Source organism: Hyalangium minutum (genome assembly GCF_000737315.1).
Lineage (GTDB): Bacteria > Myxococcota > Myxococcia > Myxococcales > Myxococcaceae > Hyalangium > Hyalangium minutum.
The window spans coordinates 1-25,946 of record NZ_JMCB01000008.1 but is presented as its reverse complement, the minus strand read 5'-3'; the positions used below and the strand labels follow the sequence as shown (position 1 = coordinate 25,946).

Annotated in this window: 27 protein-coding genes; 21 read left to right on the top strand and 6 right to left on the bottom strand. The window is 67.9% G+C overall.

The features are described 5' to 3' along the window. The first annotated feature begins 8 nt into the window (after nt 1–8). The 6 genes from lpxD (at nt 9) to DB31_RS21360 (ending at nt 4,795) form a co-directional block, all read left to right on the top strand. Nucleotides 9–1,073 (top strand): UDP-3-O-(3-hydroxymyristoyl)glucosamine N-acyltransferase, encoded by a 1,065-nt coding sequence (gene lpxD / locus DB31_RS21385; protein WP_044190948.1) that lies wholly within the window; start codon nt 9–11, stop codon nt 1,071–1,073. Next, the gene (gene fabZ / locus DB31_RS21380; RefSeq protein ID WP_044191448.1) at nt 1,073–1,534 is read left to right on the top strand and encodes a 3-hydroxyacyl-ACP dehydratase FabZ; all 462 of its coding nucleotides are present in this window, start codon (nt 1,073–1,075) and stop codon (nt 1,532–1,534) included. Before lpxD ends, fabZ begins: the two co-directional genes overlap by 1 nt. A 26-nt stretch (nt 1,535–1,560) precedes the next feature. Then, the gene (lpxA, locus tag DB31_RS21375) at nt 1,561–2,337 is read left to right on the top strand and encodes an acyl-ACP--UDP-N-acetylglucosamine O-acyltransferase (protein WP_044190947.1); all 777 of its coding nucleotides are present in this window, start codon (nt 1,561–1,563) and stop codon (nt 2,335–2,337) included. A gap of 9 nt (nt 2,338–2,346) precedes the next feature. Then, nucleotides 2,347–3,150: an LpxI family protein gene (locus tag DB31_RS21370; RefSeq protein WP_044190946.1), complete on the top strand. Its 804-nt coding sequence runs from the start codon at nt 2,347–2,349 to the stop codon at nt 3,148–3,150. A gap of 146 nt (nt 3,151–3,296) precedes the next feature. Next, nucleotides 3,297–4,319, top strand: coding sequence for an OmpA family protein (locus DB31_RS21365; RefSeq protein ID WP_205628546.1), 1,023 nt, complete (start codon nt 3,297–3,299; stop codon nt 4,317–4,319). 23 nt (nt 4,320–4,342) lie between these two features. After that, nucleotides 4,343–4,795, top strand: a complete 453-nt coding sequence (locus DB31_RS21360; RefSeq protein WP_044190942.1) for a hypothetical protein — start codon at nt 4,343–4,345, stop codon at nt 4,793–4,795. Between the two features lies 1 nt (nt 4,796). Here DB31_RS21360 and DB31_RS21355 read toward each other — a convergent pair whose 3' ends face one another. The 3 genes from DB31_RS21355 to lpxB form a co-directional block, all read right to left on the bottom strand. After that, on the bottom strand, nt 4,797–5,426 hold the full coding sequence (locus DB31_RS21355; RefSeq protein WP_044190941.1) for a MarC family protein: 630 nt from the start codon (nt 5,424–5,426) through the stop codon (nt 4,797–4,799). Between the two features lies 1 nt (nt 5,427). After that, the gene (locus DB31_RS21350; protein ID WP_044191447.1) at nt 5,428–6,132 is read right to left on the bottom strand and encodes a polyprenol monophosphomannose synthase; all 705 of its coding nucleotides are present in this window, start codon (nt 6,130–6,132) and stop codon (nt 5,428–5,430) included. A 63-nt stretch (nt 6,133–6,195) separates the two neighbouring features. Then, nucleotides 6,196–7,350 (bottom strand): lipid-A-disaccharide synthase, encoded by a 1,155-nt coding sequence (gene lpxB, locus DB31_RS21345; protein ID WP_044190939.1) that lies wholly within the window; start codon nt 7,348–7,350, stop codon nt 6,196–6,198. A gap of 57 nt (nt 7,351–7,407) precedes the next feature. On the opposite strand from lpxB, the gene DB31_RS21340 reads away from it, so the two are divergent. The 3 genes from DB31_RS21340 to DB31_RS21330 are packed head-to-tail and all read left to right on the top strand — an operon-like array spanning nt 7,408 to nt 12,229. Further along, on the top strand, nt 7,408–9,291 hold the full coding sequence (locus tag DB31_RS21340) for a DUF4388 domain-containing protein (RefSeq protein WP_044190938.1): 1,884 nt from the start codon (nt 7,408–7,410) through the stop codon (nt 9,289–9,291). Between the two features lie 5 nt (nt 9,292–9,296). Next, nucleotides 9,297–11,078 carry an ABC transporter ATP-binding protein gene (locus DB31_RS21335; RefSeq protein ID WP_044191445.1) on the top strand — a complete coding sequence of 594 codons (1,782 nt, stop codon included), beginning with the start codon at nt 9,297–9,299 and terminating at the stop codon, nt 11,076–11,078. Beyond that, a complete protein-coding gene (locus DB31_RS21330) occupies nt 11,075–12,229 on the top strand; it encodes a PHP domain-containing protein (RefSeq protein WP_044190937.1) in 1,155 nt (384 codons plus the stop codon). Before DB31_RS21335 ends, DB31_RS21330 begins: the two co-directional genes overlap by 4 nt. Nucleotides 12,230–12,239: 10 nt before the next feature. Here the strand turns inward: DB31_RS21330 and DB31_RS49985 are convergent, their stop codons facing one another. Further along, the gene (locus DB31_RS49985; RefSeq protein WP_157232098.1) at nt 12,240–13,079 is read right to left on the bottom strand and encodes a hypothetical protein; all 840 of its coding nucleotides are present in this window, start codon (nt 13,077–13,079) and stop codon (nt 12,240–12,242) included. 124 nt (nt 13,080–13,203) lie between these two features. Here DB31_RS49985 and DB31_RS21320 point away from each other — a divergent pair, with 124 nt between their 5' ends. The 10 genes from DB31_RS21320 to DB31_RS46680 all read left to right on the top strand — a co-directional run bounded on the left by DB31_RS21320 (nt 13,204) and on the right by DB31_RS46680 (nt 22,763). Next, entirely contained in the window at nt 13,204–14,130 is a 927-nt protein-coding gene (locus tag DB31_RS21320; RefSeq protein ID WP_044190934.1) for an ABC transporter ATP-binding protein, read from the top strand. Next, nucleotides 14,127–14,906, top strand: a complete 780-nt coding sequence (locus DB31_RS21315) for an ABC transporter permease (protein WP_044190932.1) — start codon at nt 14,127–14,129, stop codon at nt 14,904–14,906. Before DB31_RS21320 ends, DB31_RS21315 begins: the two co-directional genes overlap by 4 nt. A gap of 208 nt (nt 14,907–15,114) precedes the next feature. Beyond that, nucleotides 15,115–16,527, top strand: a complete 1,413-nt coding sequence (locus DB31_RS45020) for a pilus assembly protein (protein WP_157232097.1) — start codon at nt 15,115–15,117, stop codon at nt 16,525–16,527. A 90-nt stretch (nt 16,528–16,617) separates the two neighbouring features. Next, nucleotides 16,618–17,880, top strand: a complete 1,263-nt coding sequence (locus tag DB31_RS21305) for a 3-deoxy-D-manno-octulosonic acid transferase (protein WP_044190931.1) — start codon at nt 16,618–16,620, stop codon at nt 17,878–17,880. Next, nucleotides 17,873–18,898, top strand: coding sequence for a glycosyltransferase family 4 protein (locus DB31_RS21300; RefSeq protein ID WP_044190929.1), 1,026 nt, complete (start codon nt 17,873–17,875; stop codon nt 18,896–18,898). Before DB31_RS21305 ends, DB31_RS21300 begins: the two co-directional genes overlap by 8 nt. Before the next feature lie 22 nt (nt 18,899–18,920). Continuing rightward, nucleotides 18,921–19,943, top strand: a complete 1,023-nt coding sequence (locus DB31_RS21295; RefSeq protein WP_044191440.1) for a glycosyltransferase — start codon at nt 18,921–18,923, stop codon at nt 19,941–19,943. Continuing rightward, entirely contained in the window at nt 19,940–21,019 is a 1,080-nt protein-coding gene (gene lpxK, locus DB31_RS21290) for a tetraacyldisaccharide 4'-kinase (RefSeq protein ID WP_240486798.1), read from the top strand. Before DB31_RS21295 ends, lpxK begins: the two co-directional genes overlap by 4 nt. Before the next feature lie 61 nt (nt 21,020–21,080). Then, on the top strand, nt 21,081–22,094 hold the full coding sequence (locus DB31_RS21285; RefSeq protein ID WP_044190928.1) for a bifunctional heptose 7-phosphate kinase/heptose 1-phosphate adenyltransferase: 1,014 nt from the start codon (nt 21,081–21,083) through the stop codon (nt 22,092–22,094). Beyond that, a complete protein-coding gene (locus tag DB31_RS21280) occupies nt 22,091–22,582 on the top strand; it encodes an adenylyltransferase/cytidyltransferase family protein (RefSeq protein ID WP_044190926.1) in 492 nt (163 codons plus the stop codon). Before DB31_RS21285 ends, DB31_RS21280 begins: the two co-directional genes overlap by 4 nt. Next, nucleotides 22,569–22,763: a Trm112 family protein gene (locus tag DB31_RS46680; protein WP_338034309.1), complete on the top strand. Its 195-nt coding sequence runs from the start codon at nt 22,569–22,571 to the stop codon at nt 22,761–22,763. Before DB31_RS21280 ends, DB31_RS46680 begins: the two co-directional genes overlap by 14 nt. Here DB31_RS46680 and DB31_RS21275 read toward each other — a convergent pair. Then, on the bottom strand, nt 22,743–23,855 hold the full coding sequence (locus DB31_RS21275; RefSeq protein WP_044190924.1) for a glycosyltransferase family 9 protein: 1,113 nt from the start codon (nt 23,853–23,855) through the stop codon (nt 22,743–22,745). The genes DB31_RS46680 and DB31_RS21275 overlap by 21 nt on opposite strands. Nucleotides 23,856–23,931: 76 nt before the next feature. On the opposite strand from DB31_RS21275, the gene DB31_RS21270 reads away from it, so the two are divergent. Together DB31_RS21270 and gmk are read left to right on the top strand one after the other, a co-directional pair. Then, nucleotides 23,932–24,810: a YicC/YloC family endoribonuclease gene (locus DB31_RS21270; RefSeq protein ID WP_044190923.1), complete on the top strand. Its 879-nt coding sequence runs from the start codon at nt 23,932–23,934 to the stop codon at nt 24,808–24,810. Beyond that, a complete protein-coding gene (gmk, locus tag DB31_RS21265; protein ID WP_044190921.1) occupies nt 24,807–25,451 on the top strand; it encodes a guanylate kinase in 645 nt (214 codons plus the stop codon). Before DB31_RS21270 ends, gmk begins: the two co-directional genes overlap by 4 nt. A 261-nt stretch (nt 25,452–25,712) precedes the next feature. Here gmk and DB31_RS49980 read toward each other — a convergent pair. Then, nucleotides 25,713–25,946, bottom strand: a 234-nt coding sequence (locus tag DB31_RS49980) for a hypothetical protein (protein ID WP_205628544.1), incomplete at its 5' end; no start/stop codon positions are given.

Here is a 25,946-nt window from a genome sequence, read left to right as displayed (position 1 = left end):
CTGACGCCGTGAACCGCACGTCTACGCCGCGCAGGCTGGGAGAGCTCGCCACCCATGTGGCAGGTGAGCTCCTGGGAGACGCCAGCCTGCTGATCCATGGCCTCAATGGGCTCGTCGAGGCGGGCTCTGGGGACGTGTCCTTCTACGGCAATACGAAGTACCGGAAGCAGTACGAGGCGACGAAGGCCTCCGCCGTGCTGGTGGGCTCCGACGCGCCGGCCCGCCAGGGCGTGGCGCTCATCCGGGTCCCCAACCCGCACCTGGCCTTCGCCCGGCTGCTGACGCTGTTTCACGCGCCGCCGCGCCCCGCTCCCGGGGTGAGCCCTCAGGCGCACGTTCACCCGGAGGCTCGGGTCCATCCCGAAGCCACGGTGATGGCGGGCGCCACGGTGGAGAAGGCTGCCAGCGTGGGCGCTCGCTCCGTCCTCTACCCCGGTGCCTACGTGGGCGAGGGAGCTACGGTAGGCGAGGACTGCCTGCTCTATCCCAATGTCGCCGTGCGCGAGGGCTGCCAGGTGGGCTCGCGCGTCATCCTCCACGCCTCGTGCGTGGTGGGGGCGGACGGCTTCGGCTTTGCGTTCAACGCCGAGGGCGAGAACGGGCCGGAGCACTACAAGATCCCGCAGACAGGCATCGTCCGCATCGAGGATGATGTGGAAGTGGGCGCGTGCACCTGCATCGACCGGGCGACGCTGGGCGAGACGGTGATCGGCCGCGGGACGAAGATCGACAATCTGGTGCAGATCGCCCACAACGTGAAGGTGGGCCCGCTGTCGCTCATCTGCGCGCAGGCGGGCGTGTCCGGCTCGGCCGAGCTGGGCACCGGCGTGGTGCTGGCGGGGCAGGTGGGCGTGGTGGGCCACATCCGCGTGGGTGACCTGGCCAAGGTGGGCGCCCAGTCGGGTGTGGCGCATGACGTGGAGGATGGGCAGGTGGTCTCCGGCAGCCCAGCCGTGCCGCACCGGGACTGGCTGAAGAACTCGGCGGCGCTGGGCCAGCTGGGAGATCTGCTCAAGGAAGTGCGAGCCCTGCGCCGCAGGGTAGAGCTGCTCGAGAAGGAGAAGGGCGGATGATGGACATTGGAGAGATCCAGCGGTTGCTGCCCCACCGCTACCCGTTCTTGTTGGTGGACCGCGTGGTGGAGATCGTCCCCGGGCAGAAGCTTACGGCCTACAAGAACGTCACCATCAACGAGCCCTTCTTCAACGGCCACTTCCCCGGGCACCCGGTGATGCCGGGCGTGCTCATCCTGGAGGCGCTGGCGCAGGCCTCGGCCATCCTCGCCTACAAGAGCGAGAGCATGGACCCGGAGAGCAAGGTCACCTACCTGATGGGCGTGGACAACGCGAAGTTCCGCAAGCCCGTGCTGCCCGGGGACCGGCTCCAGCTGGGCATCGAAGTGCTGCGCCACAAGGGCGTTATCTGGAAGACGAAGGGCACCGCCACGGTCGACGGAGTGAAGGTCGCCGAGGGTGAGTTCCTCGCTACTGTGGTGGACAAGGACGCCAAGTCCGCCGAGGAACCGGCGCCCTGAGCGGCGGGGACGGAAGGAGAGAAGGCATGTCTCAGGTTCACCCCACGGCGGTTGTCCACCCGGACGCCCAGATCCACGAGACGGTGGAGATCGGTCCCTACTCAGTGATTGGGCCGAAGGTGAAGATCGGTCCGGGCTCGCACGTGGGTCCTCACGTCGTCATCGAGGGTCGGACGACGCTGGGCGCGCGCAACCGCGTGTTCCAGTTCTCCTCGCTCGGTGCGGCGCCGCAGGATCTCAAGTACGGGGGCGAGGACACGGAGCTGATCATCGGCGACGAGAATCAGATCCGCGAGTTCACCACGCTGCACATTGGCACGGCGGGAGGTGGCGGCGTCACGCGCATTGGCAACCGCAACCTCTTCATGGCCAACAGCCACGTGGCGCATGACTGCGTGGTGGGCAACGGCTGCATCCTGGCCAACAGCGCGGCGCTCGGCGGGCACGTGATGGTGGAGGATCACGTCATCTTCTCGGGGCTGACGGCGGTCCACCAGTTCACGCGCATCGGCAAGCACGCCTTCGTGGCGGGCGGCGCCATGGTGGTGATGGATGTGCCCCCGTACTGCATGGCCCAGGGAGACCGGGCGGAGTTGGTGGGGCTGAACACGGTGGGCCTGGAGCGTCACGGCTTCACCGAGGCGCAGATCGGCCGCATCAAAGAGGCGTACAAGATCCTCTTCCGCTCCAAGCTGCAGATGGCGGAAGCGCTGGCGCGGCTGAAGGCGGAGTTCAGCGGCCAGCCGGAGATCGACCACCTGGTCGATTTCATCAGCCAGAGCAAGCGCGGGCTGACGCGCTAGGCTGAGCCGGTGGAGCGCATCGGCCTCATCGCAGGAAACGGACAGCTGCCCTTCCTCTTCGCCCGCGAGGCGCGCACTCGCGGGCTCGAGGTGGTGGTGGTGGCTCACCGGGGCGAGACGGATCCCGCGCTGGAGGCGCAGGTGGCCTCCTTCACGTGGGTCCGCCTGGGGCAGGTGGACAAGATCGTCCGCACCTTCCAGAAGGCGGGCGTGGCCCGCGCGGCGATGGCGGGTGGCATCGGCCGGGTGAAGGCGCTCACGGAGGCTCGGCCGGATCTGGGCGCGGTGCGCATCATCTCGCGCATCCGCAGCTTCCGGGACGACACGCTGCTGCGAGCCATCGCGGACTACTTCGAGTCCCACGGCGTGACGATCGTCGCGCCCACGGACTACCTCTCCGAGGTGCTCTGCCCGGTGGGACACCTGGCGGGCCCGAAGCTGCACACGGCGCAGGAGCAGGATGTGGCGCTCGGGGTAGAGGTGGCGGGGCTTCTGGGGAAGGCGGATGTGGGGCAGACGGTGGTGGTGCGCAACGGGCATGTGCTTGCGCTGGAGGCCGTGGAGGGCACGGACGAGACCATCCGCCGAGGGGGCAAGCTGGGAGGCAAGGGCGCGGTGGTGGTGAAGCGCTGCAAGCCGGGGCAGGACCTGCGCTTCGATTTACCGGCGGCCGGGCCTCGCACCTTGGAGGTCATGCGCGAGGTGGGGGCCGCGGTGCTAGCCCTGGAGGCCGGGAGGACGGTGCTGCTGGACGCTCCTCAGCTCTTCAAAGCGGCGGAATCCCAAGGGATTACGGTGGTAGGCGTGAGCTGAGCGCGGCGTGTCCTCTTTCGGGCGTGCCAAGCGCCTCTCGGGACCCATTCCCTGAATTCAGGCGCCGTCCTACCGTCGGCTTCGGGGAATCATTTTTGCGGGGGCCCTGTTGCCCCCCGCCCGGCATGCCCGAGGTTGCCGCTCCCATGAACGTTCGCGTCCTCCTGCTCTGCCTTGCTCTTGCCTCCTCGCCTGCTTTGGCAGGGGATGCCATTCATGTGTCCCTCGACTCGCGCGTACCGCTGGGCCAGGGCCTGCCAGCGCTGAAGGTGGAGATTCTCGAGCCCATCCTCGGCTTCGACGTGAAGCTGAAGCGCTCGGACGGCAAGGAGTTCGAGTTCAAGGACGGCGGGAAGCCTGGAATGACGCGCACCCTGGAACTGGAGCAGCCCGAGGGCCGCTTCCACTACGAGGGCGAGCTGACGGTGCGCTTCAAGGGCGCACAGCCCGGGAAGATGCCGCTGTCCTTCGACACGGAGCTGCTGGGGCCGCTGACGCTCACGGTGTCCAAGGAGGACCTGGACTTGGCGGAGCGCAAGCTGCGCTTCAAGCTCTCGCGGCCCGCGGGCAAGGCGAAGCTGACGGTGGTGTCGGACTCCGGCTGGAACGCCTTCGATGGCGAGATCAAGTTCAAGGGCGAGCCTGCGGGCACGCCGCTCGAAGTCACGTGGCCCAAGCCGGCCGGCAAGGTGCTGAAGATCTCCCTCAAGGCCTACGACACGGCGGACTTCTACCAGAGCGTGGAGTTCTTCCCGTGGCAGGTGGACATCCCGCACGAGGAGGTGATCTTCGCCTCGGGCAGCGCGGAGATTCCTGCGGCGGAGCGCTCGAAGCTCGACAAGAGCGTGCAGAAGATCGCGGAGGCGGTGAAGCGCTACGGGGAGTTCGCGGCGCTCCGGCTCTACATCCTGGGGCACACGGACACGGTGGGCCCTACGCAGGCCAACCGCGAGCTGTCCCTGCAGCGGGCGCGCAGCATCGCCGCGTACTTCCGCTCGCACGGCGCGCGATTGCCCATCTACTTCGAGGGCTTTGGCGAGCAGGCGCCCCACAAGCCGACGCCGGACGAGACCGCCGAGTCGGCCAACCGCCGTGCCGAGTACATCATCTCCGTGGACGATCCCTCGCTGATCAACGCTCCCTTCTCTCCGCAGTGGAGACCGCTGTGACACCCTCTTGGAGGAACCGACGGATGAATCGCCTTGCCCTCTCCACCACGCTCGGCCTTGCCCTTGTGGGCTGCGCACATTCCGCCGTTCCGGTTGCGCAGAGCCTCCATCAAGAGGAGGAGAAGTGCGCGCTGGTGCGGATGGTCCTGAGCGAGCCGCTGCCGGCCCAGGAACTGGCGGCGTTCGCCGGCGATGGGACGGAGCCGCCCGTGCCGGTGACGGTCTTCGTGCGCAAGCCCGAGGAGGGGCTTCTGGAGCGCTTCTTCGTGGGCGACTCGCCCGAGTGCGGAGACACCCAGTTCCGCGTGGTGCGGCAGCTCGGGCGGCAGGGGCTGGTGGTCTACCTGCAGGAGACGCCGAACGGCTATGCGTACGACGCGCGCCGGTCCGGTCCGGAGGGGCTGTCGATGAGCGAGGTGACCCAGGGTGTGGTCCGCCGCAACCCCGAGGGCGGCTGGGCGTCCGCGTCCGACTGACTCAGCGCGCGAGCAGGTCCTTGGCGCCGTCGGCCATGAACTGCACGGCGATGGCGGCGAGGATGAGCCCCATTACGCGCTCGAGGATGGCGACGCCGGACTGCTTGAGCACGCGCTGCACCAGGTGGGAAGCGCGGAGGATGAAGTAGGCCGCCACGAACGTGAGGACGATGGCGGCGAGCACTGGGACGCCCATCAGCGGGCTCTCCCCCTTGGACATCAGCACCATGGCACTGGCGATGGCGCCGGGCCCGGCCAGCAGCGGCATGGCCAGCGGCACCAGGGCCACGTCCTCCTTGGCGACGCCCTCCTGTTCCTCGGAGGGGGTGGTGCGCGTCTCGGAAGGGCGGGCGCGGAGCATGTCCAGCGAGGTGATGAGCAGCAGGATGCCGCCGGCCACGCGGAAGGCGGCCAGCGAGACGCCGAACACCTGGAAGATGACGCCGCCGAACACGGCGAAGAAGCACAGCAGGCCCCCGGCCACGATGCAGGCCCGCAGGGCCGTGCGGCGCATCTTCGTCTGCGAGTCCCCCGCGGTGATGGCCAGGAAGATGGGCACCACGCCGATGGGGTCCACCACGAAGAAGACCGCGGACAGCGAGACGAGGAAGTGGGTGAGGTAGGCGCTCACGTCACACCGTCAGCCGGAGCTTCCACACCATGGTGAGCGCCTCGAGGAAGATCTTCCGGCTCATCTTCGACTGCCCGACGCGGCGATCCTCGAAGACGATGGGCAGCTCGCGCACGGTGAAGCCCTTCTTGAGCGTGCGGTAGGTGAGCTCGATCTGGAAGGCGTAGCCGGTGCTCTTCACCTGGTCGAGCTCGATGCTCTCCAGGACGCGGCGGTTGAAGCACTTGAAGCCGCCCGTCAGATCCCTCACGTCCACCCCGAGGATGGTGCGTGCGTAGAGCGAACCTCCCCGGCTGATGACCTTCCGCCCCACGCCCCAGTTCACCGTGCCGCCGCCATGGACGTAGCGCGAGCCCAGCACCAGGTCCGCACCGGCCTCGGCTGTATCCAGCAGGCCGGGCAGGTAGCGCGGATCGTGGCTGAAGTCCGCGTCCATCTCGATGATGTACGTGTAGCCCTCGGCGAGCGCCCAGCGGAAGGCGGCGAGGTACGCGCGGCCCAGGCCCTCCTTCTTCTCGCGGTGAAGCACGCGGATGCGCGGCTCTTTGGCAGCGAGCTCGTCAGCGAGCTTCCCGGTGCCATCCGGCGAGTTGTCATCGACGACGAGGATGTCCACCCGAGGCTCGGCCTTGAGCACAGCCTGGGTAATGGGACCGAGGTTATCCGCCTCGTTGTAAGTGGGGATGCAGACCAACGCGCGATTCATGTCGCGGCGGGACATAGCAGAGCCCAGGCGCGGCCACTTCAAACTTTGGTGGCCACGGCGACCTCAAAATTTGGTGGCCGGGGGGAGCAACTCGAGCACCGCCTCTGCGGCCCGCTCGGCGGCGCCGGGACCTCCGAGCCGTCCGCGCACTTCCTCTAGGCCCCGGAGCATCTCCTCACGAGGTGGGCCCGGTTCCCACACGCGGCGGACCTCGGAGGCGATGCGCTCGGGCGTCATGTCGCCCTGGAGCAGCTCGGGGACGAGCCGGCGGTTCGCGAGCAAGTTCACCAGGGACACATGGGCCACCTTCAGCATGAGGCGGCCGACGAGGTACGTGATGAATGAGACCCGGTAGACGACCACGAGCGGGCGCTGCATGAGCCCCGACTCCAGCACCGCCGTCCCCGAGGCGACGATGGCCGCATCGCTGGCACCCACCACCTCGGGCGCCCGTCCGTCGATGAGCTGGGGAGAGAGGCCGCTGCCCTCGAAGCGGGAGGTGATTTCCTCACGGGCAATGGTGGGCGCAACAGGGACGACGATCTGCAGGCCGGGGCGCTCGGCCGAGAGCTGCTTCGCCGCGCGCACCATGTCGGGCAGCAGGCGGCGGATCTCACTCATGCGGCTGCCTGGCAGCAGGGCGAGGGTGGGGGCCTCGACGGAGAGCCCGAGCCGCTGGCGGAAGTCCGCGGCGCTGGAGGGGGCGGGGACCTGCTCCACCACGGGGCTGCCCACATACCGGGCGTCCACCCCCGAGTCCCGGTAGAAAGCCTCCTCGAAGGGGAGGATGCAGAGCATCCGGTCCACGAGCTTGCGGATGGTCTTCACCCGGCCCCGGCGCCAGGCCCAGATCATGGGGGACACGTAGTAGGCGACTGGAACACCCAGTGCTTTCAGCTTCGCGGCCAGGCGCAGGTTGAAGTCGGGGATGTCCACCAGGATGGCGCAGGTGGGGCGGCGCTCGGCGGCGGCGGCGGCAATTCCTTTGAGCACCTGGAGAATGCGGGGAATCTTGGGCAGCACCTCGGTGATGCCCATGACGGAGACCTCGTGGGCGCCATAGAGAATCTCTACCCCTCGGGCGGCGAGCTTGGAGCCCCCCATCCCGAAGAACCGGAGGTCTGGGCGGCGGGCTTGGAGGGCGGCAACGAGCTCGGCGGCGTGGGCGTCGCCGGAGGCCTCACCCGTGACAACGAGAATCTGCGGGGCGGAGTTCATCGGGGGCGCGCATCGTAACTGAAGCGGGGCGGGCAAATGTGTACACTCCGAGCGCCCTTGAAGACGCTTCTGCTCGCTGAGAGCCACCCCCCCACGCTCGAGCACCTCACCGGGTTGCTGGCCCAGGCCGGCTACACCGTGCGCGCGGTGTCCGACCCAGTGTCGGCCCTTGAGCACTTCGCGGCGGACAACCCGGACGTGGTGGTGCTGGGGGTGGATCTGCCTCGGCTGGAGGGCGGCCATGTGGGCCAGCTCATCCGCAACCACAAGCAGGGAGCGCGGGTGCCCATCGTCGCCATCGACAAGGGGCACCTGGGCAAGGCGAAGGGCGTGCAGTCGGTCCTGGGCCTCAAGGTGAACGCCTACATCCAGGACCCCCTCAAGCCGGGCGAGCTGGTCCCCAAGCTGGACGAGCTGGTGAAGGCGGCGGCGGCTCAGGCGCCCACCAAGGGCATCGAAGCGATGCTCGACCGGCCGGCGATGACGGCGGGGGACCTCAAGGGCCACCCGCTGCCGGAGCTGGTGCACCTGCTCTATCGCCAGCGCAAGGATGGGGTGTTGGTGGTCGCCTACCGGGAGCTCACCCGCCGGGTCTTCTTCGCTCGGGGCGGGGCGGTGAACTACGACTCGACGGCGCGCCAGGACGCGCTGCCCAGCTTCCTGCTGGAGCGGAAGATCGCCACCGAGGCCCAGGCGGAGATCGTGCTGCAGGCGCTGGCCTCGGGGCTGCGCATTGGCGCGGCGCTGGCGGATGCCGGGGTAGAGGCGGCGGGCGAGGAGCTGCTGGAGATCCTTCGGACCTACACGCGGGATCGGCTGGCCCAGGTGGTGGGCATGCGCGAGGGGCGCTTTGCCTTCTACGCGGGCGACGAGTTCCAGCAGGAAGTGGCCACGGTGGAGATCCCCTCTCTGGCGCCAGTGCTGGAGGGGGCGCGGCGGGCGATTCCGCTCAAGGTGCTGGCGGGGCCGCTGCGCAGGCACCTCGGGGAGTACCCGGTGCGCTCGCCGGAGTTCAGCAAGGATCTGCCGGCGCTGGGACTGGACACGGACGATCTGAAGATCGCCATGCAGATCAACGGCCGGCTGCTGCTGCGCGACTTGCTGGCGCACGGCCGGGGCGATCTGCGGCGTGGGTACTCGTTGCTGTGGTTCCTGCGGCTCACGGGCGGGGTGACGTTCTCGGCGACGCCGGTGGCGGCGGAGGGCGCGGCGTTCGCGGCGGTGCCGGACGTGATTGCCCCGCGCAAGCGCAAGGCCATCCCTCCGGAGCTGGGGGCCACGCTGCGCGAGGGCGCGGTGAAGATCATCACCAGCAGCTACTTCCACAGCCTGGGCTTGGACATCGCGGCGGACATGGAGGCGGTGGAGCGCGCCTACCACGAGACGGCGATGAAGTTTCACCCGGACAACTTCGCTGAGTACGACCTGTCGGACCTGATGGACTTGCTGGACTCGGTGCAGGAGAAGCTGTCGGCGTCGTACCGGGTGCTGTCGGTGGAGGAGAAGCGCAAGGCGTATCTCCAATACCTGCTGAGCAAGCTGGAAGTGGGCGGGCGGGTGAACGCCATCAACGTGGACGCGGAGATCCTCATCCGCCGGGGCGAGTCGTACCTGCGGAAGAAGGACTACCGGATGGCGCTCCAGCTCTTCGAGGAGGCGGTGGCGCTCAACCCGCGCGAGCCCGAGTACTACTCCTATCTGGCGTGGGCCACGTACCACTCGGCGCTGGGGACGGTGAAGGATCGAGCGAAGGAGGCGCAGAAGGTGCTCAAGCGGGCGCTCTCGCTGAACGCGTCCCTGGAGCGGGCGCAGATTATCTCGGCCATCATCGACAATGAGCTGGAGGACGCGACCTCGGCGCGCAAGAAGCTCTTGAAGGTGCTGGAGCTCAACCCGAACTCGAAGCTGGCGAAGGCCGCGCTGCGCAAGGTGGGCCGCTGATGAGCGTGCCAGCGGTGCTGTGGCGGCTGCTGCGCTACGGGCGGCCCCACGTGAGCGTGCTCGTGGCGGCGTTCGGGTGCATGGCGGTGCTGGGGCTGGGCACGGGCGCGTACGCGTACCTGATGGGCCCGGCGCTCCGGTTCCTGCTCTCGGGAGGCACGGAGGGCTTCGGGGGCGAGCATGCGGTGCCCTGGCTGTCGAAGCTGCCGCGCGAGACCGCGCTGTGGGGCTTCCCGGTGGTGGTGGTGCTGATCGGCCTCATCAAGGGCGTGGGGTACCTGGGGCAGTTCTACTTCATGGGGCTGTTCGCGCAGCGGGTGGTGAAGGACCTGCGGCGCGAGGTGTTTCTGAAGCTCACGGCGCTGTCGCCCTCGCAGCTCTCGAAGGAGCGGGTGGGGGATTTGCTCAGCCGCTTCTCCACGGACATGACGGCGGTGGAGTGGGCGGCGATGTATACGGTGGGCTCGTACCTGCGCGACTCGCTGCAGGTGCTGGTGCTCGCGGGCGTGGCGCTGTCGATGAGCCCGCTGCTGGGAGGGGTGATGCTGGCGGTCATCCCGCTGGCGGCGCTGCCGGCCTCGCGGCTCACGCGCAAGGCGCTGAAGCGGACGCGGGAGGGGCAGTCGCAGCTGGGCCAGCTGGCGGGGCAGCTGCACGAGGGCCTGGGCGGGCTGCGGACCATCCAGGCCTTCAACGGGCAGGCAGCGGAACTGGAGCGGTTCTCGGCGCATACGAAGGCGCACGAGAAGGCGGTGGTCAGCGCGGCCTGGGCGCGAGGGGCCGTGCCGGGGCTGATGGAGGTGCTCGCGGCAGCGGCGCTCGCGGGGATGCTGGCCTATGCGGCGGCGACACGGGCGATGGAGCCTGCGGCGCTGCTGTCGCTGATCACGGCGGTCATCCTGGTGTACCAGCCGGTGAAGGATCTCGGCCGAGTCACCCAGTTCGCGATGCAGGCAGCCATCTCGGGCGAGCGGCTCTTCGCGCTGCTGGATCTGCGCCACCCGGTGGAAGACCCGCCGGAGGCACTGCCCGCGCCGACGCTGCGACAGGGGCTCCGCTTCCAGGACGTGCACTTCTCCTATGGGCAGCGCCGAGCGCTGGAGGGGCTGACGCTGGAGCTGCCGGTAGGCAAGGTGACAGCGCTGGTGGGCCCGAGCGGCGGAGGCAAGAGCACGGTGACCTCGTTGCTGCTGCGCTTCGAGAAGCCTCAGTCGGGGCACCTGCTCCTCGAAGGGGTAGACGCGGATCGCTACGCGGCAGCGAGTGTTCGCTCCCAATTCGCGCTGGTGACCCAGGAGCCACTGCTGTTCTCGGGCACGGTGCTGGACAACCTGCGCTTCTCCCGGCCGGACGCGACGCTCGAAGAAGTCGAGGCGGCGGCGCGAGTGGCCCAGGCGGACGGATTCATCCGGAACCTGCCGCAGGGGTACGAGACGCGCATCGGGGAGCGCGGAGTCATCCTGAGCGGAGGGCAGCGCCAGCGGCTGTGCATCGCTCGGGCGGTGCTCTCTCGGGCGCCGGTGCTGGTGCTGGACGAGGCCACCAGCAGCCTGGACCCGGAGAGTGAGCGCGAGGTGCAGGCGGCGCTGGCGGCGGTGCTCCCGGGGCGGACGGCGCTGGTGATCGCCCACCGGCTCTCGACGGTAACGGGAGCGGACATCATCCACGTGATGGAGGCGGGCCGGGTCGTCGAGAGCGGAACCCATGCGGAGCTGCTCCAGGCGAGCGGGCGCTACGCTGCGCTGTGGGCCCTGCAGACCTCGGGGGCCGAGCGAGGCGCGGCATGAAGCCAGCCGCCGTGGTGGGCAAGCTGCTCCGAGCCCTCCTGGGGCTGGTGCTCTTGCTGGTGGGGTTCGCGGGCTTCTTCACCTGTGCGGCGACGACGGTCGACTACCCGGTGGTGGCGCCTCAGGAGGGCGTGCAGGCCTGGCCTCGAGGCGCCTTCCACGTGCACACCACGCGCTCGGACGGGAAAGGAACGGTGGAGGAGGTCGCGGCGGCGGCGCGAGAGGCAGGGCTCCAGTTCGTGGTGCTCACGGACCACAACGACTTTGGCCCGCGCGATCCCTCCTTTGTGAACGGCGTGCTGGTGATTCCGGCGGTGGAGATCTCCACGTCGACCGGACATGTGGTGGCGTTCGGGATGCAGAAGCCGCTGGATGGCGCGCGGGCACGGCAGGAGGGCGTGAGCGCGGTGGAGGCAGCGGGCGGTGTCGCGGTGCTCGCCCATCCCGTCCAGAAGAAGAACCCGTGGACAGATCGCGAGGCAGCACGCCGAGCGAGAGGCTTCGAGCTGTACTCGGCGGACACGTTCTTCCGGGACGCGGTTCGCAACCCGTTCTCGCGGCTGATTCCGGCGGTGGGGGCTTGGTTCTCCAACCCCGTGCATGGGGTGATGGTGCTGGTGACGCCGCAGCCCGCGAGCACGGAGTGGCTGCTCGAGCTCACCCGGGAGCAGCCCCGGCTGGCGTTCTGCTCGCATGACGCACACGGCTGGCCCCCCTACAGGGACGTCTTCCGCGCGCTGGCCATGTACCTGCCGCCCACGGCGCTTCCGGAGCCGCTCTCGACGGAGCCACGGACGGCGGCGGCCCAGGTGGTGCGGGCGCTATCGGGCGGGCAGTCCCTCTGCGCCTTCCGAGGGCTGGGAGAGCCCATGGGATTCGCGCTCGAGGGGCCGCTCTCGGGCCAGCGGGAGGCGTGGGTAGGGGACACGCTGACAGTCCGCCTGCCACCGCACGAGCCCGGCCAGGTTCGGCTGGAAGTCTCAGGTGCGGGCCGGCTGGGGCCGGACGGAACGACGGTCGAGCTGGTGACCGAGGGCGCGGTGCAGATCGAGGCCTGGGTGCAAGCGCCGGGGCGCTTCTTCGGCTCGGAGTGGAGGCCCTGGATCGTCCCGAGCCCCATCCGCGTGCTGCCAAGAGGCTCGGGCGGCTGACGGCGCGCGCTCAGATGCGAATGCCGCCGAAGACGAGGAGGCTCAAGCCCGTCTGGCTCCAGTCCGGATCCACCCCGAGGAGGGTGATGTTCTCGACCTGCTCCGAGTAGTGGTAGTCGCCGCGTGCATACCTCAGCCGGACCTCGCCGCCGATGAAGAGGCGCTCCTTGACGAACTTCTTGGCGCCCAGGCCGAGGCCCAGGGACGGGCCCACGCCCGTGCCCGTGAAGCTGAAGTCGACGTTCTCGATGCGTCCGGACACCTTCTGGTTGGACACGGTGACGCCAGCGAGCACCAGGCCGTAGAGGTCGACCCCCTCCAGCTTCTGGTTGGGCGGGAGGAAGTGGTAGGTCAGGCGCGCGTGCGGGCTGATGAAGCGATCGCTGACGCTGATGCCTGTCAGCAGTCCGATGAGCCCACAGGCCGTGAGGCAGATGCCTCCGCTCAGCTCCGCTCCCACGGCCACCGTACCGGGGCCCGCTGGAATCAGACCGAGGTCCGCTGCCACGCCGAGCTCGACGAATGCCAGCAGGATGTCTCCGTCCAGGTGCACCCGCATGTCGAGATCCCCGACGCCCTGCAACCAGCTGGGAGCAGGCTCCGGAGCCTCTGCGGGGGCAACAGGAGCGGGAGCGGCAGGCGCCGGAGCAGGGGCAGGTGCGGGGGGAGGGCTTGCGGGCTTCGCGGGAGGTTCGGGGGCTGGAGCGGGCGCGGGCGCGGGCGCCGCCGTCTTGGCGGAAGCCTTACGCTTGGCCTTGGGCGCTGGCGGAGCTGGATTCTCTTCGGCGGCCCATGTCTTTGGTGTACCCACGAACAGCAGGATGGCCATCAGCCACGAGAGCTTCTTCACGATTGCACTCCTCCCGGAGTTCGCAGTGTAGACAGAGAGTGGCTCCAGGAAACCGGGGGCTTTCCCTCAGTGGAACCATGTTCCTTCCTTGGCGTCGAGCCGTCTCGGGCTATATGTGCGCCCCATGGAATCGATCATCTCGGTTCAAGGGCTGATGAAGACCTATGCCTCGGGCCTTCACGCGCTCAAGAACATCAACCTGGAGATCCGCCGCGGCGAGATCTTCGCGCTGCTGGGGCCCAATGGGGCGGGCAAGACGACCCTGATCAGCATCATCTGCGGCATCGTGACGCCGACCAGCGGCAAAGTGCTGGCGAACGGGCACGACATCCAGCGCGACTATCGGTCGGCGAGGACGGAGATCGGGCTGGTGCCGCAGGAACTGACCACGGACGCCTTCGAGACGGTCTGGGCCACGGTCTCCTTCAGCCGGGGCCTGTTCGGCAAGGCGCCCAACCCGGCGTACGTGGAGAAGGTGCTCAAGGACCTGTCGCTCTGGGACAAGCGGGACTCGAAGATCATGACCTTGTCCGGCGGCATGAAGCGGCGGGTGATGATCGCCAAGGCCCTGTCCCACGAGCCGCTGATCCTGTTCCTCGATGAGCCCACCGCGGGTGTGGACGTCGCGCTGCGGCGCGACATGTGGGAGATGGTCCGGAAGCTGCGAGCCAGCGGCGTGACGATCATCCTGACCACCCACTACATCGAAGAGGCCGAGGAGATGGCGGACCGCATCGGCGTCATCTCCAAGGGGGAGCTCATCCTGGTCGAGGAGAAGACGGCGCTGATGACCAAGCTGGGCAAGAAGCAGCTGACGCTGAACCTGCACGACAAGCTCGGCGGCATCCCGCCGGATCTGGCCGACCCGAGGCTGACCCTGTCAGCGGCGGGGACCGAGCTCATCTACACGTTCGACTCGCATGACGAGCGTACGGACATTCCCAGCCTGCTGAAGCGGCTGACGGACCACGGCATCACCTACAAGGATCTCCACACCCGCCAGAGCTCGCTCGAGGACATCTTCGTCAGCCTGGTGAAGGAGCGGACATGAGCCAGCCCCCGAGCTTCAACGTTCACGCGATCCGCGCCATCTACCGGTTCGAGATGGCCCGGGCCTTCCGCACGCTGTGGCAGAGCATCGTCTCGCCGGTGATCTCGACTTCGCTGTACTTCGTGGTTTTCGGCTCGGCGATCGGCTCACGGATGACGCAGGTGGATGGGGTGACCTACGGCGCCTTCATCGTGCCGGGGCTCATCATGCTGTCGCTGTTCACGCAGAGCGTCTCGAACGGCTCGTTCGGTATCTACTTCCCGAGGTTTACCGGCACCATCTACGAGGTGCTGTCGGCGCCGGTCTCCTTTGTGGAGATCGTCATCGCCTACGTGGGAGCGGCGGCCAGCAAGTCGCTCCTGCTGGGGTTGATCATCCTGGCCACCTCGGCGCTGTTCGTACCGGTGGAGATCCAGCACCCGGTGTGGATGGTGGCCTTCCTGGTGCTGACGTCGGTCACCTTCAGCCTGTTCGGCTTCATCATCGGCGTCTGGGCCAACGGCTTCGAGCAGCTGCAGATCATCCCGACGCTGATCCTCACGCCGCTGACGTTCCTGGGCGGAGCCTTCTACTCCATCAATATGCTGCCGCCGCTCTGGCGGACAGTCACCCTGTTCAACCCGGTGGTGTACCTGATCAGCGGCTTCCGCTGGAGCTTCTACGGCCAGGCGGACGTGGATGTGGGGATCAGCCTGGGGGCGACGCTGGTCTTCTTCTTCGTCTGCCTGGGCGTGGTCGCGTGGATCTTCAAGACCGGCTACCGGCTGAAGAACTGAAGGCGGCCGGGAGCAGCAAACTTTGCGAGGTGCATCCGTTGCGAGGTGCACCCTTGAGCGAAGCCTGCTCCTGGCTGTGCCGCGGCTGTGTCTTTTCAGGGGGTTGGTGTGACGTAGGGCTCGGGCCGCGCCTTTGCAGAGGGGTTGCGACGCGGGGAGCGCTTGGCTCCTCGCTGACCCCCGAGTACCTGCCCAAGGAGAAGCCCTCATGCCCGTCTGGAGTTCCTTCGCCGCGCGTCTCTGTCTCGGTTTGGTGCTGAGTGGCGCTGCAGGTAACGCGTCCGCGCAGACAGGAGGTACGCCTCCCAACATCCACTTCCTCATGGATACCTCTGGCTCCATGAGGGAGCTGCCGCAGGTCGTGGGGAGTGACCACGCGGAGTTCTTCAACAGCACCGTGAGCGGGTGCTTCAACCCGAAGCTGGACGAGTTCCAGCTCAGCCACGGCTGGAACCCGGACACGGCCTACGCGGTGCCGGATCAGGGCACGCAGCTGGGCTCGGACATGGGCTTCCCCAACCTGTTCCAGGACACCAAGTACTACGGCTACATGTACTGGGCGGACCTGAACAACCCGTCGCCGCAGTGGAACTCGGCGGCGGCGGCCTGTCAGGGGCAGGTTCCGGATTGGACGGGCACGGGGGCCACGGAGTACTCGCGGTGCCTGAGCTGCCTGGACCTCAAGGGCTACTACAAGTTGCCCGGGACCGTCGGCCGGAACACGCCGCCGCTGACCAACCCGAACTTCATCTTCCGGGGCCGGTTCCTCAACTTCAACCCACCCAAGTACGTGACGGTCAATGCGGTGCTGAAGAAGGTTGTCTCCCAGTTGAGCGGCCTGCGCGCTGGGATGAGCTACTTCTCCAACTCCACGCCCTCCACCGTGCTGGGGCGCGGGCAGAACCCTGCTTGCTCGCAGATCCTCAACGACGCCAGCTCCTTTGACAACAATCGCGCCAGCTACATCAACGCCATCAACGGACTGACCTTCACCACCTCCTCGACGCTGGCCCGCTCGCTGCTCAACGTGGGCTACTACTTCACCTCGGGGGATGACGTGTACCGGGACACGTTCGGCTTCGGCACGAACTACTCCTACCCCACTTCGTTCAAGAACTCCCCGCTCACCTATCAGAGCCGCAGCTGGTGCTGGGGCTGCCAGCACTCCGCCGTCATCGTGATTGCGGATGGAGATCCCTCCGCGGACACCCTGGCGTCGGGCATCGTGAGCCAGCTGCGCACCGTCAATGGCGGGCCGGTGTACTGCCCGGACTCGGAGCCCTGTGGCGCGTACAACGCGCGGGACAAGGGCGTCGACCCGGTCAGCTACGCCGACGACAACGCCCAGTACTACCTGGATGACGTGGCGAAGCTGCTGGCCACCCAGGATCTGCAGCAGTCCTCGCCCGCGGTGGTGGGGGACTTCGACACCAGTGGCCGCCAGAGCCTGAGGATCCACACCGTGGGCTATGGCGCACCGAACAACCTGCTGAAGAACACGGCGCAGGTGGGCGGCGGGCTGTACTTCACGGCCAGCGATGCGAGCGCTCTCGAGGCGTCGCTGACGGAGATCCTCAACGACGTGCAGGTGCGCTCCACCACCTGCGCCATCCAGCCGTAAGACGGCGGACCGTGGACGGCGCGGGCTGCAGTCTGGGCCCGCGTCGCCCCACTCTACTCCGGGAAATCTGATAGAGGACGCGGCGCGCCCATGCGCTTCCTGTACGTCCTCGCCAGCTATGTGCTCTTCGCGGTGCTGTTCCCGGTGCTCTCGGTGTACCGGAAGACGCGGCATGGCCTGGGGCAGCGGCTTGGCTTCTACGCGCCGGGGACGCTGCCGGAGGGCTCGGGGCCGCTGCTCTGGCTCCACGGTGCGAGCGCGGGCGACCTGCTGGCCCTGTCGCCCATGTTCGGCCCACTGCGCGAGCGCTTCCCGGGCTGCCGGATCCTGCTCTCCACGACGACGAACACCGGCTACCTGATGGCGAGGGACCGGCTGGCGAAGCAGATCGACGGTGTGGTGTACGCGCCATACGACTTGTGGGGCGCCACGCGCAGGGCGGTTCGGGCAATCAAGCCGGCGCTGCTGGTGCTGGAGTACACGGAGATCTGGCCGAACCTCATCCGTGCGGCGAAGCGGAGAGGGGCCCGGGTGGCGATGACGAACGGGCGCTTCTCTCCGAAGAACGTGAGCAAGTACCGGCTGTTCTTTTCGCTGATTGGGAACCCACTGCGAGACTTGGATCTCTTCCTGATGCGTCAGGAAGAGGAGGCGGAAAGGGCGAAGGGCCTGGGCGCGCCAGTGGAGCGGGTGTGGGTGACGGGCAACACGAAGTTCGACTCCCTCGCGGCGGCACCGGCCCAGGAGGATGAGGGGCTGCGGCGGGCCCTGGGGCTCGAGGCGGGCGAGCGGGTGTGGATGGCGGGCAGCACCCACGAGGGCGAGGAGGAGCACCTGCTCTCGGTGTTCCGGCGGCTGCTCCCGGCACACCCGGATCTGCGGTTGGTGATTGCGCCCCGGTACACCGATAGAGCGGGGCGTATCGCGGCGCTGGCGCGGGAGGCGGGGCTGACGGTCGGGCTGCGCTCGCAGGAGAACCGGGAGGGCGGGCAGGTGGTGGTGCTCGACACGATCGGCGAGCTGGCGCGAGCGTACCGGCTGGCGACGCTGGTATTCGTGGGAGGCTCGTTTACGAAGCGGGGTGGGCAGAACATCCTGGAGCCTGCAGGGCAGGGGAAGCCGGTGCTCTTCGGTCCGCACATGGACAACTTCCGGGACAGCGTGCAGGTGCTGGCGGGGCAAGGTGGAATCCAGGTGAAGGACGCGGAGGAACTCTTCCAGCAGGTCTCGGAGCTGCTGTCGCATCCGGAGCGGATGGCACAGCTGGGAGCGCAAGCGCGAGCGGTGGTGGGACAGATCTCCGGAGCGAGCCGGCGCAACGTGGAGCACATGGCGAGGCTCTTCCATGGATAAGAGCCCTGAATCTTCCCAAGGACTCGTCGTCCACCCGCATTTCCACCGGAGGTACACGGGGATCACGCGCCACGTGGAGAACGTGCTGCCGGAGCTGGCGAGGGAACAGGAGACCCGCGCGATCGGCTCCCATTTCCGGGCTTCACTTCCGGAGATTGATTGGGGAGAACTGCTGGGCCGGATCCGCCGGGAGCCGGTGGTTTGGCACGCGCACCGCAACAACGAGCTGTTGGTGGGCATGGTGCTGCGGCTGTTCGGGAGGAAGGTGAGGCTGGTCTTCACGCGGCACACCGCGAAGCCGCCGAGCGCCTTCACGCGCTGGCTGGCCCGGCGCGCGGACTCGCTGGTGTCGCTCACGAGCGAGGTCGCGGAGGTCATGGCGCTGCCCTCGACGATCGTCTCGCATGGCATTGATCTGGGACGGTTTCAGCCGCCCGAGGATCGTGACGACGCCTGGCGGAAGCTGGGGCTGGGAGGGCGCTACGGGGTCGGGGTGGTGGGCAGGATCCGCAAGGACAAGGGCCAGGGGGACTTCATCGAAGCCATCCGGCCACTGTTGCCCACGTATCCGGAGTGGAGGGCGGTGCTGGTAGGGCTGGCGAAGGAGGCCGAACAGCAGTGGGTGGAGTCGCTGAGCCAGGGACTGGGAGATCGGCTGGTGCTGGCGGGAGAGCAGTCAGTGATTCAGCCTTGGTACCAGGGGCTCAGCATCCTGGTTCACCCCTCTTATGTGGAGGGGTACTCGCTGGTGCATGTGGAGGCGATGGCGTCGGGCTGTTGCGTGGTGGCGAGCCGGTTGAAGTACCTGGACACGCTGATCGAGCATGGCCGGACGGGCTTCTTCTTCGAGCCTGGGGATGTGAAGGGGATGCGGGAACTGCTCGACATGCTGATGCGGGAGCCGGAGCGGGCGCGGGAGGTGGGGCGCAACGCGGCCGAGCACGCGCGACGTCACTGTGGCATCGAGCACGAGGCGCAAGCGCTGAGAGACCTTTACCGCTCGTTGCTGCGGAGCTGAAGGGATGGCCACGGGAGCGCCGATGAGGATCCTGCACCTGCTGGCGAGTCCCTTTTGGAGTGGGCCTGCGGAGAACGTGGCGCTGCTGGCGCTCGCGCAGCGGCAAGCGGGGCACGAGGTGGCGGTGGCGCTCGATCGGCGGCGGACGAAAGTGGACGCGGAGGAGCCTGCGGTGCCCAGGTTCGAGGCGCTGGGGCTGCTGGACTCAGGGGGGCTGGAACTCTCGGTGAAGTCGCCGCCGTGGACAGTGCTGGGGGACATGCGCCGGCTGCGGAGCCGCACGCTCGACGTCGTGCATGCACACTTCACCCACGACCACCTCATCGCGAGGTGGGCAAGACCCCGGGGGGCGGTGTTGGTCCGCTCCATCCATGCGCCTCGCTCACTCCGGTCGTCACTGCCCAAGGCGGACGCCTACACAGTGCCAGCCGCCACGGAGGTGTCTCGGCTGGAGGGGAAGAAGGTGCGCGTGCTGCCGCCCCTGGTGGATCCCCGGTTCAAGCCTGCAGAGAGCCGCGAGAAGCTCCGGTCAGAGCTGGGGCTGAAAGGCGCCCCGCTGATCGGGATGGTGTCGACCTTCCAAGCGTCGCGGAGACACGCGCTGGGAGTCGCGGCCTTCGAGCAGCTTCGACGCACGCGCTCGGACGCGAGGCTGGTGCTGGTGGGCGACGGGGCCCTGCTGGAGCAGGTTCGGCAGCAGGTGCGCGAACGAAACGTGCAGGAGCAGGTGACCTTTGCGGGCTATCAGCAAGGGGAGTCGTTCGTGAGGTGGCTTCAGGCCCTCGACGAGGTGTGGATCCTCGGGTTGGGGAACGACTGGAGCGGGAGGGCCGCAGCCCAGGCCCGAGCCTGTGGAGTGCGAGTGGTCGCGGTGCGAGAGGGGGCCTTGCCAGCGCTGGCGGACGTGCAGGTAGAGCAGCCGACGCCCGAAGCGGTGGTCGCCGCCTCCTTGTCGCAGGATCGGGCGCGCGTGGAGCATCCCTCCAACCAGAAGATCGCCGAGGAAGTGCTAGCCCTCTACCAGCAGGTACGGAGTGCGGGGTGAGTTCCGAGCTGGCCCGTACACAGGCGTCGGACGCGCCCACGGTGGTCGAGAGGCTCTTCTACCCACCGGCCCCCGAGTCTTGGGAGCGGCGAGTGCTGCTGGCTCCTGTCACTGCGCTCTCCTGGGGCTACGGGCTGGGCGTCCGGCTGCGGGGCGCGCTCTACGACAAGGATCTCCTGCACGGAGAACGGGTGGAGGGGCTCCGGATCATCTCGGTAGGCAACCTGAACGTGGGGGGTACGGGAAAGACGCCAGCGGTGCTGCACTTGGCGGGGATGCTGGCTCGAGCAGGGCGCAAGGTCGGCATTCTGACGCGAGGCTACGGGCGCCAGTCGAAGGAGCCCCTCACCTTCACAGGAACAGACTCTCTTCCCTCTGCGGAGGAAGCAGGGGACGAGCCCTTGCTGCTCGCGCGCCGTTGTCCGGAAGCGCGGGTGTTGGTCGGAGCGGATCGCCGGTTCCTCGCGCGGCGGGCCCGGGATGAGTTCGGGCTAGAGGTGGTGCTCCTGGATGATGGCTTCCAGCACCGGAAGCTGGCGAGGGACGAGGACGTGGTGGTTGTGGACGAGGCTGCGGGATTCGGGAACGGACAGCTCCTGCCAAGAGGTCCTCTGAGAGAGCCGCTGTCAGCATTGAGCAGGGCCACGCTCTTCTGGATCCGAAGCGCTGCCACCGCTGCGCCATCCTTGCCACCCCTTCCAGGCCCCCAGGTGCGAACGCGCTACAAGCCTACGGCGTGGGTAGACCCCACCGGGAGGGAGCACGCGCCAGATGCGCTGTCTGGAGAGCCCGTCTTCGCGCTGGCAGGGCTCGCCCGGCCGGGGAGCTTCCTGCGGACGCTGAGGGAGCTTGGCGTCACCCTCCAGGATGTATCCCTCTTCCCGGATCACCATGCGTTCACGGCCTCCGAGCTTCGGGACGTCGCGCAGCGAGCGGCAAAGCACGGTGCGAAGGTCGTCACGACGGAGAAGGACGCGGTGCGCTTGCCTCGAGGCTTCGAGGCTTGGACGGTGCGTTTGGGCGTGGAGGTGCTGGAAGGCGAGGACCTGCTCCGCCGGGCGCTGGGGCTGAGCTGAAGGGGGTGAACCCTCCGGCCGACTTGAGAGGAGCGGGAGGCTGTGGGACAACGCGCCCGCCATGGCCGCAGGTTCGACCGCTCAGGCGCTCCCAGCGCTCACCCAACTTCCGCTGACCTTTGCTCGAAGGAGAGTTCTGCTGGTCGGAGACCTGGTCGCCGACCACTACATCTACGGCCAGACGGACCGGGTCAGCCGCGAGGCTCCGGTGCTGATCGTCCGCTACGAGTCCTCGGAGGTGAAGCTCGGAGGGGGGGCGAACGTCGCGGCGAACGTCCGAGCGCTCTCGGGGCAGGTGACAGCGGTGGGGGTGCTCGGGGCGGACGAGATGGGGCGTGCGCTGCGGCAGCTCTTCAAGGAGGCCGGAATCCGCCTGAGCGCGGCGAGTGCTCGAGGCCTGGAGACGGAGACCAAGACGCGCATCCTCGCGGGAGGGATGAACACCACGCGCCAGCAGATGCTGCGGCTGGATCGAGGGCAGCGAGCTCCGCTTCCTGTGCGCGTGAGGTCGGCGCTGGCTCGGCTCATTCAGGAGGCGGCGCGGACCGTGGATGCGGTGGTGGTCTCGGACTACGGCGCGGGAGTGGTGGGGGACGAGGTGCGCCAGGTGCTCCGAGAGCTGGCGGGAGACGGGCTCCCGGTCTGCGTGGACAGTCGGTACGCGCTGTCGTCCTTCTCGGGAGTCACGGTGTGCAAGCCCAACGAGCCGGAACTGGAACAGCTCACGGGGCGTCCGCTGCGCACGGAGGCGGATCTCATGGAGGCGGGGCACGCGGCGGTGAAGCGGCTCGGGTGCCGGGCGCTCCTGGTGACGCGAGGGCGGCACGGCATGGCGCTCTTCGAGGCGGGAGGCGGAGTGGACCTCATTCCCGTGCACGGTGCGAAGGAGGCGGTGGACGTGACGGGAGCGGGGGACACAGTGATCGCGACGCTCTCGCTGGCGCTGGCGGCGGGAGCCTCGCTCGGAGAGGCGGCGAGACTGGCGAACGTGGCGGGAGCGCTGGTGGTGCAGAAGCAGGGGACGGCCACGGTGTCGCGGGATGAGCTGTTGGGCGAGCTGCGGAGTGCGCGATGAGCACCTTGGACAAAATCCGGACGTTGGCGCAGGTGGCACAGGAGCGCGAGCAGTGGCGCGCGGAGGGGCGCACGGTGGCGCTGGCTAACGGCATCTTCGACCTGCTGCACGTGGGGCACGTGCGGTACCTGCAAGGGGCGAAGGAGCTGGCGGACGTGCTGGTGGTGGCGGTGAACTCGGATGCCTCGACGCGGGCGTACAAGGGGCCGGGGCGGCCCTACATTCCGGAGTCCGAGCGGGCGGAGCTGGTGGCGGCGCTGACTTGCACGGATCGGGTCATCCTCTTCGACGAGCCGAACGTGAGGGGAATCATCCGAGCGCTGAAGCCGGATGTGCACGTGAAGGGGACGGACTACACGCCGGACTCCATTCCCGAGGCGGACGAAGTCCGGGCCTACGGAGGGCGCACGGCGGTCGCGGGAGATCCGAAGAACCACAGCACCACCGAGATCGCCCGGCGCACGGGGCGCGAGGGTGGGAAGGGCTAGCGAGCCTGTGGCACTCGATGATCAGCTGAGGCAGGTACTCGCATGCCCTCTCTGCAAGGGGCAGCTGGAGTTCCACGAGGACTGGGGCGAAATCTGGTGCCTCCGATGCCAGCGTGCTTGGCCCATCCGGAACGGAGTTCCGGACTTGGTGCCAGGGAGCTCAACTCCGCTGAGGACCTGAGGCTCCCGAGGCGAGCTGGGCCGCGAAGGCTCGAACCTCTTCGAAAACACGCTCCTCCAACGCAGAGCCCGAGTCGGCGAAGGCGGTGAGGTCGACCATGTGATGGGGCGGATACGGGTGCCCCCAGCGCTCCATGTCGATGCGGAAGAAGAGCCCGAGCGTCGGAGCCCCCACTGCCACCGAGAGGTGCATGGGGCCTGTGTTGTTGGTCACGGTGAGCCCTGCGGCACGCATGAGCGCGGCGAGCTCGTCCAGGTTGGTGGGTGGAGCCATGCGCGAACCAGGAGCCCCCTGCACGACAGCCTGCGCAAGCGCCTCCTCTCCGGGGCCCCAGGTAACGATAGGGACACGCCCCGCGGCGATCAGGGCCCTTGCGGCGGCGGCAAAGGCCTCGGGAGGGATGCGGCGCCACCCCAGGCGGCCTCCCGGATTCACGATGGCACTGGGAGCACTCACCTCGCGCTGCAGGTAGGCGCGGAAGCTGTCGCTGAGGGCCGGCTCTCGGAAGGAGAGCGCATCGACAATGGGGCCTCGTACCAGCGGCGAAAGCAGATGAGCGCGCTGTGTGGCCTCGCGGCGGGTGTCCGTGCGAGCTGGGACAGAGACAGAATGGAGGAAGGACACAGGCCAAACCTGAGGGCCGATGACCACGGCCTTCGGCCCCACGAGACGGGAGATCAAGGCCGAGGTGACGGAGGGGGCATCCCAGTTGGCGCAGTCGACGACGGTGTCATAGCCCTCGCGGCGGAGGGCACGGATGCCGGGTGCGAGCGGCCCCATCCACAGTCGCCGACGGTCAAAGGCAAGAATGGCATCGGCAGCCGGGTGCCCAGCGAGTGCGCGAGCCACCTTGGTATGGACGAGGACATGGACCTGGGGGACGGGGTTGGGCAGGGCCTTGAGAGTCTGTAGGAGAGGGGTGGTGAGGAGAGCCTCTCCGACGCGGTTATCGGGGCGGACGAGGAGGATCTTCCGAGGAGCGGGCAGCACGGAGCTGGGCGGACGCCGGCGTCCGGGCCTCCAGAGGAGGACGGAGGCCACGAGCGCCAGCGTGAGCTTGGCCCACAACTCGACCCGCTTGTACCAGGGCATGGGGGGGCGGACCTTACCAGAGCGGAAGCGAGCAGGCGGCTTGACCTGATAGCGAAAAGCCCCTAGCAACGGCTCAATGCTCAGGAGCATGACGGGGTTTGGAGCCGGACGCGCGCGGGTCGGGGACGAAGAGTTCTCGGTCGAACTGCGCTCGCTCAACCATAAGTTCTGCGAGGTGAAGACGCGGCTCCCGAGGGAGTTGTCCGTGCTCGAGCCGAGCATGGCGAAGCAGATAAAGGACCGCCTGGCCCGAGGTTCGGTGGAACTGCTGGTGAAGCGGCAGACGGCCACGGCGTCGGGGACGGTGCCGGTGGTGGACGTGGCGCTTGCGCGCGAGTACGCGAGGGCCTTCCGCGAGCTGGCGGAGGCGCTCAGCTCTTCAGTTCCCATCTCGTGGGAGCAGGTGGCCACGCAGCCGGGGGTGGTGAAGCTTGAGGAGAAGGGGATGGACGTGGAGGCGGCCACCCAGGCGGTACAGGAGGCGCTGGGCCAGGCGCTCAAGGCGTTGGAGCAGATGCGCCAAGTAGAGGGCGAGGCCATCTACGCGGACCTGGACGCGCGACTGAAGCTCATCGAGGGGTGGAGCCGGGAAGTGGCGGCGCTGGCGCCCAAGGCGGTGGATGTCTACCGGCAGCGCCTCTCGGAGCGAGTGGCCGAGCTGGCTCGGGGCGTGGCGGTAGATCCGCAGCGGCTGGCGCAGGAGGTGGCGCTGTTCGCGGAGCGGACGGACATCGCCGAGGAGGTGACGCGGCTGGCGAGTCACCTCGAGCAGTTCCGGGCCCTCATGGCGAGCAGTGAGCCAGCGGGCCGCCGAATGGATTTTCTCGTCCAGGAGATGCACCGCGAGGTGAACACGACAGGCTCCAAGAGCCAGCACGCGGAGATCTCCGCGCGCGTGGTCTCGATGAAGGCCGAGGTCGAGCGCATCCGCGAACAGGTGCAGAACGTCGAATGACCGAGTCCACGCCACTACATCCCGGTTTGCTGCTCGTCCTCTCCGCGCCGTCGGGAGCGGGGAAGACCACCTTGGCCCATCGACTGATGAGGGAGCTGTCGAGCACGATCTTCTCGGTCAGCGTCACCACGCGTCGGCCGAGAGGCAAGGAACAGGAAGGCGTCGACTACCACTTTGTGGACGTGGCGACCTTCCAGCAGAAGATCGAGCGCGGCGAGTTCGTGGAGTGGGCAGAAGTCCACGGCCACTTCTATGGAAGCCCTCAGTCCGTGGTGGAGGAGGCGCGGGCCCGCCGAGGCACGGCCATCTTCGACATTGATGTGCAGGGCGGGCAGGCGATCAAGCGCAAGCACCCCGACGCGGTCCTGGTGTTCGTGCTTCCTCCTTCCATGGAGGAACTGGAGCGCCGCCTGCGCGATCGGAAGACAGATTCGGACGAGACGATCCGCCGCCGGATGCTGGCTGCTCGCTCGGAGATCGAGCGAGGGGTCGCGTCTTACGACTACGTCATCGTGAACGACGACATCGAACGGGCCTTTCAGGAACTCCGCTCGGTCGTGGTGGCGGAGCGGTGCCGGCGGGGGAGGGTGGACCTCTCGATGATGAAGCTGGAGAAGACCGCGTCTGAGCCCGGGCGCTAAGAAGGGGTGGGAATGTAGGGGTGGGGCAGCACGGTTCTCCTACATGCCTGGGCGCCGCAGGGGAATGGGCACCGGATAACGCGAGTGGCTAACTGGGTACTTGCGTTGATCGGGAAGTTGGTAGATAAGCCCCTCACTTCGCGGCCTTGAGCGGGTTTCCCGATCAAGCCGTGAGTTCGACTTCACGGTCGATGGGTGGAAATTCGGCGGGCGGTGGCGTAGTGGGTGGGTGATTCTGCTTCATGGGAAGCAGGGCCGGTGTCAGATCCTGAGCGGCGGAATGAAGCTGCGAAACAGGGTGTTGACACAGAACGCGGCGATGAAGTAAAAGCCGCGCCCCCTCGAACGGATCCGCATCGCGGAACTGGAAGAAGTTGAGGCGGAAACACAGTTGAATAAGTCAGCCGAAACCGGTTGACAGAGAAGGCGGCGGCGAAGTAAAAGCCGCGCCCCTCCTCGAAGCGAAAGAACGAAGCCACTGGGCGGGTTCAGAAG